The following is a 12,707-nucleotide window of genomic DNA, read 5'->3' on the forward strand; positions in this document are numbered from 1 at the left end:
CGAGCCGAAAACAGTGTAGGACGACATGGACCCAGCGGGCGAACCCGCCGCTGGCGGGCTCGCCCGCGTGCTTCCCCAACGCTTGTTTGGCTAGGTCACGACACTGCTCAACGAAGTCGAGGATATCGATTTCCATAGGACAGAATCGAATTCCTCGGCTTCATCCTTCTAAGCCAGTGATATCGGCTGATTAGATCGCTGTTCAACAGAGCAATCGAGACAGCAACGGCGCTCTTGGAGGAAGTGAGTCTTCTCACTCGACCAGAGCGTGGTGAACCGACTGATACCCACAGTAACTCCTAACCGAGCGGGTCATAGAATCGGTCACGGACCCATTTGACGCTGTAGTGAACGGTCAGTACAGGTCAAGCAAGTAACGGAGTGACAATCCATCCCATCGATAACTATCAGGAAAAGTATGGGAATAGAGATGCTGAGTGCATCACGGTGGCTCTATCCCCGGTAGACAGCTACCGAACTATTATGTGTTATTCCGAGAAACATTCTTTATGACGAAAAGTATAATCCCTGGTGCATCCATACAGCGTTTTGCAATTATTTTGATGCTATACGGTGGTTTCTACGAAATAAGTTACTGGGTTGGCCCCCGAATAACTCGTTTTCCATACCAAGATAGTGGAACGATAATGACTTTTGCATTACTGCTTGGAATTGTTGGGATTGGCGTGGAAATATACAATAAAGACGAAGTAAACTAGATACTGATATCTCTCACGGAGATACCCGTTTTGTAGAAACTGACTTTCTTATATTGAGTGTTCTGTGTCACTCACTCAGTATTGATAGATTGTCCAGCGTTCAATAAGCATACGCAGTTACCGGTTAGTACAGCACGGAGAGTTAGTGATCAGTACGGCGTAACGATTACTATGTAGGCAGCATACGCAGAACTACAAACATGACCAATAGAGTGAATGAGTACCTGCGGAAACGGCCTTTTCTTGGCACAGTGTTTTTTTCTACTGATGTTTGTCAGTGGCAGTATCATGTGGATAGCAATAATGCAGCCGTCTCGTCCGCTATTCTCAATTTTATCTGATGGGGGTGTCTGGTTTACTATTGGCCTACTCGCAGCACCCTCTGGACTGGTATATTTTATCGTTTCAAAGCGGACTCACTCGCAGACCTGATTGAGGGGAGACCTTCCAGCCAATACGCACATCCACTTGCCACCTGATTCAATCAAAAGGGAGAGTTGAAATAAACCACTTGCGAGTCTGTCAGTCATATGCACCCTAACCAGTAACTCCACTCGAGGCAGAGGTGCAAGTTTCCGAAGGCACTTGCAATCTTTTCGAAGCTATCGACGAGTCGATCGACCTGACGATCGCTGTCGATGCTATTACCGATCCGGGCCACTTACTCCGTGAGACAGATGCGTTGCACCGTGATTTTGTGCGCCGATAATGGCTGCCGGCGCACTGAGTAAGGACAGACGAGTACTGACCAGAGCGTCGGCACAGTGAGGTATCCCAGATGCATATGATCATTTATTCGTTGGTAGAGGCATCGACAGCAGACGAGGCGCTGTCAACCGGAAAGACCGTGTTCGACCGACTGGTTGGCGCAGAGCCGCATTCCTGTGCGGTGTTCGACTACTACGTCACCTTCGACGAAGAGGAGACAACAGTGGCTGGAAAAGCACGGTGGGGCGACCTACCGACAGCTGCACCCGTTACGTCCGACGAAGGTGAAGAACTCCTCGAGCGGGCCTGGGAGACTACGACGGAAACGTTCCAACGAAACCTAAACCGGGTGAAGAAAGCACTCGAGGAACACAGCGACGACGAGATCATGCGCGACGAGGGCCTTGCTCGGCACGCCTTCCAGCAGGTCGGTGCTTCCCGTGGCCCGTCGATCTGCTTGTATGATCAGCACGCAACTGGGATCCGCCATCGCAGACACCTCGATCGCCTCCTCGAGGACACTGACGAGAGCGAGACGTGCTGGATCGTGCCGGCAGACGTCCATTTCTGAGTAATCATGCCCCGAATTACCAACTGGACACGAGAGAGTCGAACACCCACGCTGACGTATCGGAATACGGAGACTGGTGCGCGAGCTGTCCTGCATCGTGCCCCGGACTCCTACGCGTACAAGTGGCGGGCAGCGATCCTCGTCGATGACTATCCAGTGTGGTCGCGCGGCTTCGAGACAAAAGAAGCGAGCAGCGTTCAGGATGAACTTCGGAACCGACCAGCCCCCGAACTCGCTTGTCCGGAGTGTTCGAACGACGACGTCATCGTCGGCCAGAAATCTGCGGATGGTGCGAAGGTCAAACGATGGTTCGACTGTCCTGACTGTGGCTACGAAGCCCCCTCGAAAATCATCTATGGCGCAGAACGCTAACAGCTGGAGCTGGTGAGATCACAAGCTGATCGCTCAGAGTAACCATGTGTCTCGAGGAGCAGTCGCAGTTCAACTAGTCGTCGTTACTTAGTCTTCGATCAGCTGTTCGAAATCCTTCGCCCTTCTGTACTCGTCTCTGTGAGCGAGTGCTGCTTGCCCCTTTGGTGTGATTTCATACAGTCCAGACCGTTTTTTGGGGCCGATTTTGCGTACGAGACCATGATCTGCAAGCACCGGTAGCCGAGTATTGATATTCTGCCGGCTCTTCCCCGTGTGTGCGGCGAGGTTCGACGCAACGTTGCGTCCCCTCTTATCGAGCGCCTCGAGGATTAGGAAGTCTGTTGGGCGTCGGAGTTTCATTATCGCCATTCCCCATCCATTGTTGGTGATTATTATCGTTACTTTGTATTAATAATAGTGGTTCACAGACAGTATCCAAGACAGTAATCAGTGTGAAACAGACAGTCACTACACATATGTGTCGGTCAGCGATACTTTCCAACGATGGCCACAACGATACCGAGGCCGATGAGGAAAACCGAAGGGATGACCACTCTCGAAAAGCCCTGTATTGTCGCTGTTGAACCGGTGATGAGCCCGAGTCCGATGAATAAAACACTAATAGACTCAATTTGATTCATGTCTATTAACAGATCCCTGGATTCAATAAATACACTGTCTGTACGTACCGTATCAAGTGACCGTCTCTTACTTGCGGAAAGAGCTAGAGAGCAGACAGTTTTTCGTGCCCCACTAGGGGCGGAAGCGATACTCAATGAGCAATCCGTCAGAGCAACCTCGAAACTCGAGCGAACTCTCACCAGCACAGCGACTCGAGGCACCGAAGACACGACTCATCGACGCCGGAATCGCGACAATCAACGATATGGAGACACTACGAGCCTGCATCGCCTAGGAAAGCCAGCACCAACAACGTGTCCCGATCCTCCGCCAACTCGAGAAGTGGGCCAACGAACTCCGTTCGATAGATGATGATAGCCAATTCGATACTTCTGCTGAGAGACTTATATTCCTTCACAGTCGTCACCACGCGGTTTTGCGCGTGGCTACGCTAGAACTCGAGCAGTAGCGACGGAAGCAGAGGCGGCAACTCAGGCGACGGTTATGAAATGATGGAGTCCGGATCCACACCAGAGCCAACTACATCTCATGCCACTTGCGATAGAAACCGATGCTGAACAGCAACAGGAGTACCCCGATTCCCAGATTTCGGAAGAGCGACCCGTAATCGCTGTTGAGATATACTTGGAGTAAGCCGACGCCGACGAGTACCGCGATGACGAGGATCGATAACGCGAGCATCCACGTCGCATCGTCGACCGTATCAGTACTATTCACGGCTGGATCCACCCCGTCAACGGTGACTGCAGGCGACAGCGGTTGCTCACGATGTGTCTCCTCGAGTCGTCCGCTAGGGTGTTGTATCTAGTTGGCATATGCAGAGTACCGAGGCCGGGGATAAGGAGTGCGGGCGTCAGTGCGTCGTCGCCTCGGGCGAGAGGCCGATTCCCGCCAGCAGGAGGCCAGCGGCGACGATCAACCCGAGGCCGAGTGCCGTGACGATATCGCCGAGTCTGAACATCCAGACAGCTGTGATGAGGCTCGCGAGGACCATCGCGACGCCGCTTACGAACAGGGAACTGTTGTACGGCTTGTGTCCATCGTTCTGTGACATGGGTTGGCTCACATGTGATACAACGGCCCAAACGCGCTAAAGTGGTGACCTGTTGGACAGTATTGTCTGCTCTAGAGGGCACTTTGCGGTTCGAGGTAATAATTGCGAACGGGAGTCTCGAGTCGGACATGTGTTGTTACGGTAGCTCTCCGGTCATCTGTACCCAGCCCTTGATCAGTTGGTTCACGTTGTAGAAGATGACGCCGACGGTGAGAAGCGACGTCGCGAGATAGATGAGAAAGCCAACCGGGCCACCGACCGTGGTCCCGAGGAGGCTGCCGGTAATTCCGACGACGGTGAGTTCGAACCACGTAACCAGTATTCGCGAGCCGAGTTGCGGGTGTGACTGTTCACGATCGGATCGGCGGCGTTCAACACCGGTACCGGTGCGTTCCTCGTCACGAATCGAGTCGTTCTCAACGGTTCTCGTTCCGTTGCCGTCCGTCTTGTCACGCTTCATCAGTACGATTCCTCCACGTCGATCGGTCCACTGAACGCCGAGTACAGCACGCCGAAGTAGATGAAGATCAGTGGCAAGAGCAGCCCTGCACCGATCGACATGAGATTGAGCGGGACCGTCGAGACGATCGCCGCGTCGACGGTCAAGCCAACTGCAGGGTCGATAGCCGGATACATCAGCCCAGCAACGATACTCACGAGACTGAACACGAGCCCCGCAGCAGCGACGAACGCCACGTAGTACCGATCACGGCTCGTCGCCACGGCGTACACGCCGGCGAGGACGAGCGTCAGCACGATGAATGTTACCACGAGCGGCGAGACGAGTGCCGACCGAAGATCCGGGACTGCGACGGCGATGTACGCAAGCGTCAGGACGACTAACACGAGATAGGCACCGAGCGCGCGATAGCCGTCCGCCTGGAGGTCGGCACGGAGCTCACCCCGTATCTTCAGCCGGAGGAAGGCAACACCGTCAACGACAGTGAGCGCGACGACGGCTAGACCAACGACGAGGCTGGGAAGGGTAATGATGGTCGTCGCGCCGACCAACCAGTTGGCGGTGAACATGCCGAGGAAAAACGGCGCTGCGACGCTGCCGACAATGAACGCGCGGCCCCACCAGTAGTGCCACCGGTCGTCCTCGCGCTGTTCGTACATCTCGGGGGCGAGCCCGCGGATGATGAGTGCGCCGAGGATCGCGAACATCAGCAGGTAATGACGGCTAAACAGGTTGCCGTAGACGGCCGGAAACGCCGCAAAGAGCGCACCACCGAAGACGACCAGCCACACCTCGTTACCGTCCCAGAACGGGCCGATCGCGGCCAGTAACTGCTCACGTTCGTGACTGTCTGCACGGGTCGCAAACAGTAATCCGACGCCGAAGTCGAACCCGTCGAGAAACAGGAACATCGCGAAGATGAAAAACACCAGTCCGAACCAGATATCCGCGAGCGGCAAGTCGAACAACGGACCGTTCGCGAGCCAGCCGCCATCAGTCATCAGTGCCCACCTCGTCCGTCGGTGTGTCCGGACGCTCAGTCACCGTGAGGTCAGCCAGTGCTGGCGGTCCGCTACGGACGATTCGGGCGATGACATAGAGATACAATACGAGCAACGCCAGATAGACGACGACGAAGCCGGCCAATGTCACCGTCGCCTCTGTGCCGGTGAGGTCAGACGAAACGCCGGCGCTCGTCTTCATGACGTCTTGAATGATCCACGGCTGGCGACCGACTTCGGTGACGATCCAGCCGAGATGGACAGCGAGGATGCCAAGCGGCGTCGACGCCATCAGCGCCAGGTGCAGCAGGTCATCCTCGAGGAGTTGGCCACGAATCCAGCGGTAGCCGCCCCAGACGGCCAGGAGGATGAACCAGAACCCGAGGCCAACCATCGCCCGGAACGACCAGAAGACGAGGGCGACGGGTGGCTGTGGGCCTTCGAACTCCTCGAGGCCGCGGATCGTCGCCTGTGGATCGCCGCCGCTGGCGAGCCACGATGCGCCACCTGGGATCCCGATGCCGAAGATGTCCTTCGCCCGGGGATCGAGGAGATTCTCTATACTCGTCGGGAACGCAATGATGTACTCGGGGACGTACGATTCAGTCTCCCAGATGGCTTCCATCGCTGCGAATTTCTGTGGCTGCGTTTCGAACACGTGTCGTGCGTAGAGATCGCCGTGAAGAACCTGCAGCGGCGCGGTGATAATGAGGGCGATGAGCCCGAACTTGAGCGTCGTCTCCCAAAACTCGACGTTCTCGATCGGGTAGCCCCAGATGTGGTGGCGGAACACGAAGTACGCGCCCAGCCCCGCCAGAATGAGCGCCACGGATTCGACGGCGGCGTTTTGCATGTGGACGTACATCCAGAGGAATCGCGGGTTCAGATACGCAGCGAAGGGATCGACGAGCGTAACCACCTGTTGGCCGTTTTCGGAGACCAGTTCGTACCCGCGTGGCGTCTGCATCCAGGAGTTGGCAACCAGGATCCAGACGGCCGAGAGCCAGGTGCCGATACCGACTGCGACCGCCGAGATCATATAGAGGACGTTCCCGACGCGCTGGCGGCCGAAGACGAAGATGCCAAGGAACGTCGCCTCGAGCATGAACGCCATCATCCCTTCGAGGGCGAGCGGGCCGCCAAAGAGGTCGCCCGCGGCCGTCGCAAACACCGCGAAGTTCGTCCCGAACTCGAACTCGAGGACGATCCCCGTGACGGTGCCCACGACAAAGGAGATGGCGAAAATCTTCGTCCAGAACCGCCGAAGCTGCTCGTAGATGGGCTTGCCGGTGCGGATATCCTTCCAGGTGAAATAGATGAGAAACGGCGCGAGCCCCATACTCATGACTGGGAAGATTATGTGGACAATCGTCGTCACCGCAAACTGCAACCGGCTTGCAGCGACGGGCTCAAGCATAACAGGTATGTGAGGATAGCGGCATGGACACGTCTTTCGTGTGGACATACCAGAAAAGGTATTTTGATTTGTGTGTTCGTGTCGTCATTTCTAGGAATGGCGTTAGAACCGAGTTTACTTATATGATTTGGCGGTCATAGCTGAGTGTAGGGCGGCGCTCATTGGCCAGTTGGTGGTAACGTTAGCGATCGCTCTCGCTAACAAGAAGTCCCCCGCCCGATGGCTGTTTCAGTAGCTATCGGTTCGCTGGTTGTCGATTCTACGCTCAAAAACTACAGCAAGTCCTTGTCGCCCGAAGAATTATCTTAGCAAACGTGGTTTGTTTAACCAGCAGAATTTCCATAGGTGAACACACAGCGCGAATCGATTACATGTCAATCGCTACCACTGGTAGTGTAGAGCAGCTCACGCAATCGACAGCAAACCAGTGGCTCGCCACGGTGTTTCATACCGATCCGCCGCATACACGGAGTTGATGGCCGACACAATAGAGACGACACCCTCGACGAGCGCTGAGCGGCGCGACGAACGATTCCTATTGGCGTGCGCGGTGGCCGCGACACTCGGGTGCTTGTTAGCGACGGTGACGCCGATCGTTGCGGGGACGTCGGCCGCATTCACAGGGAGTATCGTAACGAGTGGGCTGTTGGCGACGCTGTTTGCCGTTCAGAACCTCCGGCTGTTCCGACGAGACCAGGCGGTCGCACTCGCGCCAGCAGCACTCACCCTCGTCTTCGGCATCTGGTTCATAGCTGCGCCGCTCGTGTACACCGAAGTCGGGTTTTTTGCCACTGCTGGGACACAATTCGCCGGACTGCTCGTGGCTGCTTTCGCCTTCTATATGTTCGTCGCACGGCTTGCCCCGGCGCGGTGACTATTGCCCGACCACTAAGCACCTACACTCGGCGGTAGAGCCCTTGTTACTTCCTATCGGCTCATCCACCCGCTCACCCGTGAGAGAGAAGTAGTGAGTTGCTGACTACATTCTTTGTATCTCGCACGCCAGTACTATCATCAGTTGAGGGTTTCGACAGAGCCAGATACTTCACTTCACTCTGGCGTGAGGTAATCGTATGTCCGACCGCACCAACCGACTCCTCGCGGTTCTTGTCATCCTGATAGCCCTACTAGTGGTCGCGCAAACGACTGTCGTCCCCCGAAACCGACTGCTGAGTACGATAGGTATTTTCTCCGGAAGCTTGGCGGTCGTCTACGCAGTAATCGAACTGCTGATGACGTTCTACTCCTCTTCCTAATACGACTCGTTCGCAGCTCTAACTAACGGCTGTTTCATCGGAGGAAGTGTCGAACCAATAGGATTTCAACAGATCCTAGTAGACAATAAAACTGATGCTGTTAATCGAATTGCCAGGGGTGTTACTATAGTCGATATTAATAGTGTGGATTATTTTCTGATTTAGAATATCGTGTCATATTTGAAACTGGACAGCATGGATTATCATGTGCATCAAGGAGAGTCTTCAAATTCAATAGACATTTTCGACATTCTTGCTGATGAATATTCACGAGAGATACTCCTTGCTGCGGATCGCGATCCAAAGACCGCACAAACGCTTAGTGAAGAGTGTGATGCTTCGCTAACAACCATCTATCGTCGGGTGTCAACATTACAGGACCATGATCTTCTCGAGGAGTTCCAGACCGTTGGTTCAGATGGCTCTCACCGAAGTCAATTCAAAACGACGCTTGAAGAACTTCATCTGGATCTCAGTGATGGGCAACTGTCACTAACAGTTGAAACTCGTGACGAGCTCGCAGACAATTTTGTCTCTCTCTGGAGCGATCTTCGAGGTGAAGACTAATGGAGCCATCCTTCTTAATTGCAAAGCTAATAACGTTCATTCTAAGTCTTGTCGTCGCATATATAGCGTATCACGGCTATCGACGAAGCGATCAGAAGCCAATGCTATATGTTTCAGGTGGCTTCGTTTTTATCGGTGTTGGCGCGATTTGTGAGGGGATTATTTATCATATATTCGATACGACGATCGCATCTGCCGCTCTTATTCAGGCAATTGTCGTTTCGAGTGGAATGACACTTATCCTCATGTCATTGAGGAAGTAAGTAAACCATACCAATATGTTATTTTCTTGTGGATGGAGTTCGAATTTTCTCGGCCAGTAAATCGGCATATGAGATTTACATCCAAACTCGAAACCTACACCTATGGATCGACGTTTATACCTCCAATCAATTGCTGCCTCAAGTATCGCTGCCACTGCAGGTTGTCTAGACTCACTCTCGAACACACTTGAGAACGGCAACACAAATCAAAGTGATGAACAACAGCATGCCGACAATACGGTTCTCAAGCCGCCGGAGACGGATTTAAGCGAGTCGTCACATCCAAGCTACGGTGATGAGTTGCCGTCGCTCAGCCTGCCCGATCCCCTGATTGACGAGACGATCTCGACCGATCAATTCGAGGGTGAGCGGGCCGTGTTGATGACGTTCATATATACGAACTGTCCGGATGGGATGTGCCCAGCGCTCACGTTGCGGCTGCGGCGCACTCAGGAAGTCGCCGCTGAAAACGGCTTCAGCGACGATGTGGCGCTCCTCGAGATGACGTTCGATCCGGAGCGCGACACCGAATCGAAGCTGCGGACGTTCGCCGACGAGCAGGGTGTCGACGCCGAGGCTGACAACTGGCATTTCCTCAGACCCGAGACGTACGACAGAGCCAAGACGATCATGACCGAGGACATCGGGCTGCCGTTCAAGAAGACGGATGCCCCGCAGTATGATCATCTCGAGTACATGTTCCCTCACTACAATCTGATCCTGCTTGCCAACAAACGCGGCATCGTCGAGCGTGCGTATCCGAACGGAGCCTCGATCGATCCAGCGACAGTCGTTGATGACGTCGAAACGGTGGTGACCGAGTAGATGCGCAGACGGGACGTCCTCGCCAGCCTTGGAAGCGTGGGCATCGTCGGTGGTGCTGGCGTAATGGTAATCCGTGGGCCGCCATCGCTGGACGGCAACACCGGAAGTGGCGAGTCACAACCCGGCAATTCGGACGAAACCGGATCGACGAACACGGAGCCACTCACGATCGAAACGATCGATGCGCCGGGCAGCGAAGCCGGCGAGTTCCGCGTTCCGGCAGCGGATCGGGCAACATTCCTCGACTTCTTCGGAACGTGGTGTCCGCCGTGCATCGAGCAGATGCCGGCACTCGCCGAAGCGAACGAGCGGATCGGCGACGAGGTGCTGTTCATGTCGGTCACGAGTGAATCGAGGCCGAACGAGGAACTAGCCGACTGGTGGGAGAAACACGACGGAAGTTGGTTGCTCGGTCTCGACCCGACTGCCGCGCTGACAGCCAGATATCTCGCAGGCGGCTATCCCTCCGCCGTCGCGATCGACATGTCGGGAACTGTACAGTGGTCGGATTCGGGTATCAAAACTGCCGATGAGCTCGTCGCTGGCATCGAACAAGCACTCGAGGCTGGAGGGCAGTAAGGATGGTTGACGCTGCGCTTACCACGTCGATCGTGTTCGGACTCTCGACCGGTATCGCGACGTTTTTCTCGCCGTGTGCGTACCCGCTGTTGCCGGGCTACGTCGGCTTTTATGTGAGCCAGACCGACGGCGAGCAGGCGTCCCTACCCGGTGCACTGAGTCGTGGGCTATTCGCTGGTCTCGGTGTCCTCATCACGTTCACAGTGCTCCTTGGAGCAACGTTCTGGGTAGGTCAGTCAACACTGTCATCGATCAAGTGGTTCGAAGTCATCGCTGGCCTCGTATTGGTTGTTCTCGGTATCTTGATCGTTGCTGATCGTGCGCCGTCGTTTTCTGTTCCCCTCCCGAAGCGCCGCTCGAGCGTGTTCGGCTTTTCGATCTTCGGCATTGGTTACGCTCTCGCGTCGGCAGGTTGTGTCGCACCGCTGTTCATCAGCGTTGTCACCCGTTCGCTCTCACTCACGCCAACTAATGCAGTAATTCTTCTCGGCACTTACGTCGGCAGTGTCGTTGTATTAATGATTTCACTAACCGTTGCAACGGGAATGGGACTTCTCGCTAGTGCTGGCCGACTGACAGCATACTCTGGGCTGTTGAAGCGTATCGCTGGTGTCGTGATGATTGTCGCTGGCCTCGGACAGTTGTATCTCGCTATCGTCGTCTTCGATTTCGTCTCGCTACCCACATTCTAACAATCGGCCCATCTAACGGGCTTCGTAGCCCGGAACCCTTTCTACGAGGAAGGTTTAATTCGTGAAGAATAACTAAAACGTTCGAAGTTACTTGTCCAGTGTGTCTCCAAACGCTTTCTGAAACCCTTCGAGAGTCGATCAAAGCTAGATTGGAGAAAGAACTCGGAATCCGCTTTCGTTTCGAGAAGATGTTTTGTCGCTCATCTGAGTACTCCGCTACCATCTCTTCTAACTCGCCGGCAAATGCCTTGATCGTCTCCTCGTCCTTGAGAGAATCATAATGGGATTGTACTGCCGTGGTGGTTCGATAGAAACACTGTATCCCAAGACTCAAGCAAGCTCTCACCAGCACAGCGTCTTGAGGCACCGAACACACGACTGATTGACGCCAGCATCGCGACGATCAACGATATGGAGACGCTGCGAGCTTGCATCGCCTACGAAAATCAACACCAACAACGTGTTCCGATCCTGCGCAAACTCGAGAAGCGGGCCAACGAACTCCGTCTATGAGGCAACTGAGTCACTGCTCCTACCGATACAGTCGCTACCAATAGTGTTTCTTGCCCCACCCTTCGAAAGCTTATTATCTGGACTAGTGTATAGTAATAGTAGAATGGATATCTCAGAGATATCTGGGATTGTACTGATCTTACTTCTATTAGTAGTTTTTCTCTTAGGGACGATTATAGCCGGTTCGACTGCTGGGTTGTGGTAAGTGTGCTGTGTCAATACAATTGGTGGTGTTGAATGCAGGTTTTCTCTTCTAGAGCAGCGTTCCGTCGCGGTCTTGTGGGTGTTTGTCTCCTACTGGCCACATTCTTCGCGGTATATGCCAGTGTTCGTCAGTATGCTCCGTTTATTGTTGACGCTGAAGCGCTTCGTGAATGGATCGGCCAATTCGGTGCCTTTGCACCGCTGATATTCATTCTTGTCCAAGCTATACAAGTTATCGTAGCCCCAGTTCCGGGACAAGCTGTCGCACTCGTCTCGGGATACATCTTCGGGCCGCTTGCAGGAACAGTATACAGCCTTGTTGGCGTTCTCCTCGGGAGTACAATCGCGTTCTGCCTTGCCAAACAATTCGGACGACCATTCGTTGAGCAACTCCTCCACGAGGATGTAGTAACTCGATTTGATAGGTTCGTCGAACAGGTTGGAGTTCCCGGACTGTTGGCATTCGTCATCATTCCCGGCCTTCCGGATGATGCAATCTGTTTCTTAATACTACTTCGGCGGTTGAATCGGCACCGCAATCTTCGCTGGACGCCTTTGAGTTTGCATGGCCCAAATCAACTGCCGGATACAGAATCCAAAGTTGGCGATTCGGCGATTTCTTGACCCAGTTCGGGCCGCGTTCACGACGCGGCCCGACGGCTCGTCGTGGGCGCGTGCCGCCAATACGTGGCGGATGGCACTTGCCTACGTTGAGGGGTTAGTGCGCCCCGGCAGCCACAAAACCTTGCGTGGCATTGGGAAACGAATGGATGTTCATGAAGACCGCATCCGGCGATTCATTACTCAGAGCCCTTGGAACCATGATGCCCTCCAGGATCATCTCAATGACAATATTCCAGATAG

General features: G+C 54.4%; 19 protein-coding genes and 2 pseudogenes. 13 read left to right on the plus strand and 8 right to left on the minus strand.

Going from position 1 to position 12,707, the window contains the following annotated elements; translation table 11 throughout:
- Window positions 1-136: pseudogene (locus tag BSG09_RS17850) on the minus strand (IS5/IS1182 family transposase); the annotation flags it as partial.
- A gap of 373 nt (window positions 137-509) precedes the next feature.
- Between BSG09_RS17850 and BSG09_RS20415 the strand changes: the two are divergent.
- The 3 genes from BSG09_RS20415 to BSG09_RS17860 all read left to right on the plus strand — a co-directional run bounded on the left by BSG09_RS20415 (window position 510) and on the right by BSG09_RS17860 (window position 2,370).
- Complete coding sequence (locus BSG09_RS20415) at window positions 510-719, plus strand: hypothetical protein (protein WP_139246263.1); 210 nt, start codon at window positions 510-512, stop codon at window positions 717-719.
- A 778-nt stretch (window positions 720-1,497) separates the two neighbouring features.
- The gene (locus BSG09_RS17855) at window positions 1,498-1,998 is read left to right on the plus strand and encodes a hypothetical protein (protein WP_092935572.1); all 501 of its coding nucleotides are present in this window, start codon (window positions 1,498-1,500) and stop codon (window positions 1,996-1,998) included.
- A 6-nt stretch (window positions 1,999-2,004) separates the two neighbouring features.
- Entirely contained in the window at window positions 2,005-2,370 is a 366-nt protein-coding gene (locus BSG09_RS17860; RefSeq protein WP_092935574.1) for a DUF7568 family protein, read from the plus strand.
- An 87-nt stretch (window positions 2,371-2,457) separates the two neighbouring features.
- Here BSG09_RS17860 and BSG09_RS17865 read toward each other — a convergent pair whose 3' ends face one another.
- Both BSG09_RS17865 and BSG09_RS20990 read right to left on the minus strand, forming a co-directional pair.
- Window positions 2,458-2,730, minus strand: a complete 273-nt coding sequence (locus tag BSG09_RS17865) for a winged helix-turn-helix transcriptional regulator (protein WP_092935604.1) — start codon at window positions 2,728-2,730, stop codon at window positions 2,458-2,460.
- 125 nt (window positions 2,731-2,855) lie between these two features.
- Complete coding sequence (locus tag BSG09_RS20990) at window positions 2,856-3,011, minus strand: hypothetical protein (protein WP_175542251.1); 156 nt, start codon at window positions 3,009-3,011, stop codon at window positions 2,856-2,858.
- Window positions 3,012-3,145: 134 nt separating this feature from the next.
- Between BSG09_RS20990 and BSG09_RS17870 the strand changes: the two are divergent.
- Window positions 3,146-3,367 (plus strand): annotated as a pseudogene (locus BSG09_RS17870) (hypothetical protein); the annotation flags it as partial.
- Window positions 3,368-3,531: 164 nt separating this feature from the next.
- Here the strand turns inward: BSG09_RS17870 and BSG09_RS17875 are convergent.
- The 5 genes from BSG09_RS17875 to BSG09_RS17895 all read right to left on the minus strand — a co-directional run bounded on the left by BSG09_RS17875 (window position 3,532) and on the right by BSG09_RS17895 (window position 6,944).
- Window positions 3,532-3,729, minus strand: a complete 198-nt coding sequence (locus BSG09_RS17875) for a hypothetical protein (RefSeq protein WP_139246264.1) — start codon at window positions 3,727-3,729, stop codon at window positions 3,532-3,534.
- A 136-nt stretch (window positions 3,730-3,865) separates the two neighbouring features.
- Complete coding sequence (locus BSG09_RS17880; RefSeq protein WP_241430464.1) at window positions 3,866-4,078, minus strand: hypothetical protein; 213 nt, start codon at window positions 4,076-4,078, stop codon at window positions 3,866-3,868.
- A 124-nt stretch (window positions 4,079-4,202) separates the two neighbouring features.
- Window positions 4,203-4,526, minus strand: a complete 324-nt coding sequence (locus BSG09_RS17885) for a hypothetical protein (protein ID WP_092935578.1) — start codon at window positions 4,524-4,526, stop codon at window positions 4,203-4,205.
- Window positions 4,526-5,527 carry a cytochrome d ubiquinol oxidase subunit II gene (locus tag BSG09_RS17890; protein WP_092935580.1) on the minus strand — a complete coding sequence of 334 codons (1,002 nt, stop codon included), beginning with the start codon at window positions 5,525-5,527 and terminating at the stop codon, window positions 4,526-4,528. The genes BSG09_RS17885 and BSG09_RS17890 overlap by 1 nt, the downstream gene beginning before the upstream one ends.
- Window positions 5,520-6,944: a cytochrome ubiquinol oxidase subunit I gene (locus tag BSG09_RS17895; protein WP_092935582.1), complete on the minus strand. Its 1,425-nt coding sequence runs from the start codon at window positions 6,942-6,944 to the stop codon at window positions 5,520-5,522. The genes BSG09_RS17890 and BSG09_RS17895 overlap by 8 nt, the downstream gene beginning before the upstream one ends.
- Before the next feature lie 475 nt (window positions 6,945-7,419).
- On the opposite strand from BSG09_RS17895, the gene BSG09_RS17900 reads away from it, so the two are divergent.
- From BSG09_RS17900 to BSG09_RS17945, 9 genes are all read left to right on the plus strand, one after another.
- Window positions 7,420-7,818, plus strand: a complete 399-nt coding sequence (locus BSG09_RS17900; RefSeq protein WP_092935584.1) for a hypothetical protein — start codon at window positions 7,420-7,422, stop codon at window positions 7,816-7,818.
- Window positions 7,819-8,017: 199 nt separating this feature from the next.
- A complete protein-coding gene (locus tag BSG09_RS17905; RefSeq protein ID WP_092935586.1) occupies window positions 8,018-8,200 on the plus strand; it encodes a hypothetical protein in 183 nt (60 codons plus the stop codon).
- Between the two features lie 195 nt (window positions 8,201-8,395).
- Window positions 8,396-8,767: a winged helix-turn-helix domain-containing protein gene (locus BSG09_RS17910; protein ID WP_092935588.1), complete on the plus strand. Its 372-nt coding sequence runs from the start codon at window positions 8,396-8,398 to the stop codon at window positions 8,765-8,767.
- Window positions 8,767-9,030, plus strand: coding sequence for a DUF7521 family protein (locus tag BSG09_RS21420; RefSeq protein ID WP_092935590.1), 264 nt, complete (start codon window positions 8,767-8,769; stop codon window positions 9,028-9,030). Before BSG09_RS17910 ends, BSG09_RS21420 begins: the two co-directional genes overlap by 1 nt.
- Before the next feature lie 102 nt (window positions 9,031-9,132).
- Complete coding sequence (locus BSG09_RS17920; protein ID WP_092935592.1) at window positions 9,133-9,855, plus strand: SCO family protein; 723 nt, start codon at window positions 9,133-9,135, stop codon at window positions 9,853-9,855.
- Window positions 9,856-10,434, plus strand: coding sequence for a TlpA family protein disulfide reductase (locus BSG09_RS17925; protein WP_092935594.1), 579 nt, complete (start codon window positions 9,856-9,858; stop codon window positions 10,432-10,434). It begins immediately after the preceding gene.
- Between the two features lie 2 nt (window positions 10,435-10,436).
- Window positions 10,437-11,126, plus strand: a complete 690-nt coding sequence (locus BSG09_RS17930; RefSeq protein ID WP_092935596.1) for a cytochrome c biogenesis CcdA family protein — start codon at window positions 10,437-10,439, stop codon at window positions 11,124-11,126.
- A 291-nt stretch (window positions 11,127-11,417) separates the two neighbouring features.
- Complete coding sequence (locus BSG09_RS17940; RefSeq protein ID WP_092935598.1) at window positions 11,418-11,639, plus strand: hypothetical protein; 222 nt, start codon at window positions 11,418-11,420, stop codon at window positions 11,637-11,639.
- A gap of 237 nt (window positions 11,640-11,876) precedes the next feature.
- Window positions 11,877-12,467, plus strand: a complete 591-nt coding sequence (locus tag BSG09_RS17945; RefSeq protein ID WP_092935600.1) for a TVP38/TMEM64 family protein — start codon at window positions 11,877-11,879, stop codon at window positions 12,465-12,467.
- Window positions 12,468-12,707 lie beyond the last annotated feature (240 nt).

The organism is Natrinema hispanicum (genome assembly GCF_900111485.1).
Taxonomy (GTDB): domain Archaea; phylum Halobacteriota; class Halobacteria; order Halobacteriales; family Natrialbaceae; genus Natrinema; species Natrinema hispanicum_A.

Excerpts from the sequence above, each read along its gene's own strand:
- BSG09_RS17865 (WP_092935604.1), bottom strand. The coding sequence starts at position 2,730 with ATGAAACTCCGACGCCCAACAGACTTCCTAATCCTCGAGGCGCTCGAT.
- BSG09_RS17885 (WP_092935578.1), bottom strand. The coding sequence starts at position 4,526 with ATGAAGCGTGACAAGACGGACGGCAACGGAACGAGAACCGTTGAGAAC.
- BSG09_RS17855 (WP_092935572.1), top strand. The coding sequence starts at position 1,498 with ATGCATATGATCATTTATTCGTTGGTAGAGGCATCGACAGCAGACGAG.
- BSG09_RS21420 (WP_092935590.1), top strand. The coding sequence starts at position 8,767 with ATGGAGCCATCCTTCTTAATTGCAAAGCTAATAACGTTCATTCTAAGT.
- BSG09_RS20415 (WP_139246263.1), top strand. The coding sequence starts at position 510 with ATGACGAAAAGTATAATCCCTGGTGCATCCATACAGCGTTTTGCAATT.
- BSG09_RS17925 (WP_092935594.1), top strand. The coding sequence starts at position 9,856 with ATGCGCAGACGGGACGTCCTCGCCAGCCTTGGAAGCGTGGGCATCGTC.
- BSG09_RS17860 (WP_092935574.1), top strand. The coding sequence starts at position 2,005 with ATGCCCCGAATTACCAACTGGACACGAGAGAGTCGAACACCCACGCTG.
- BSG09_RS20990 (WP_175542251.1), bottom strand. The coding sequence starts at position 3,011 with ATGAATCAAATTGAGTCTATTAGTGTTTTATTCATCGGACTCGGGCTC.
- BSG09_RS17890 (WP_092935580.1), bottom strand. The coding sequence starts at position 5,527 with ATGACTGATGGCGGCTGGCTCGCGAACGGTCCGTTGTTCGACTTGCCG.
- BSG09_RS17895 (WP_092935582.1), bottom strand. The coding sequence starts at position 6,944 with ATGCTTGAGCCCGTCGCTGCAAGCCGGTTGCAGTTTGCGGTGACGACG.
- BSG09_RS17920 (WP_092935592.1), top strand. The coding sequence starts at position 9,133 with ATGGATCGACGTTTATACCTCCAATCAATTGCTGCCTCAAGTATCGCT.
- BSG09_RS17905 (WP_092935586.1), top strand. The coding sequence starts at position 8,018 with ATGTCCGACCGCACCAACCGACTCCTCGCGGTTCTTGTCATCCTGATA.
- BSG09_RS17900 (WP_092935584.1), top strand. The coding sequence starts at position 7,420 with ATGGCCGACACAATAGAGACGACACCCTCGACGAGCGCTGAGCGGCGC.
- BSG09_RS17945 (WP_092935600.1), top strand. The coding sequence starts at position 11,877 with ATGCAGGTTTTCTCTTCTAGAGCAGCGTTCCGTCGCGGTCTTGTGGGT.
- BSG09_RS17930 (WP_092935596.1), top strand. The coding sequence starts at position 10,437 with ATGGTTGACGCTGCGCTTACCACGTCGATCGTGTTCGGACTCTCGACC.
- BSG09_RS17910 (WP_092935588.1), top strand. The coding sequence starts at position 8,396 with ATGGATTATCATGTGCATCAAGGAGAGTCTTCAAATTCAATAGACATT.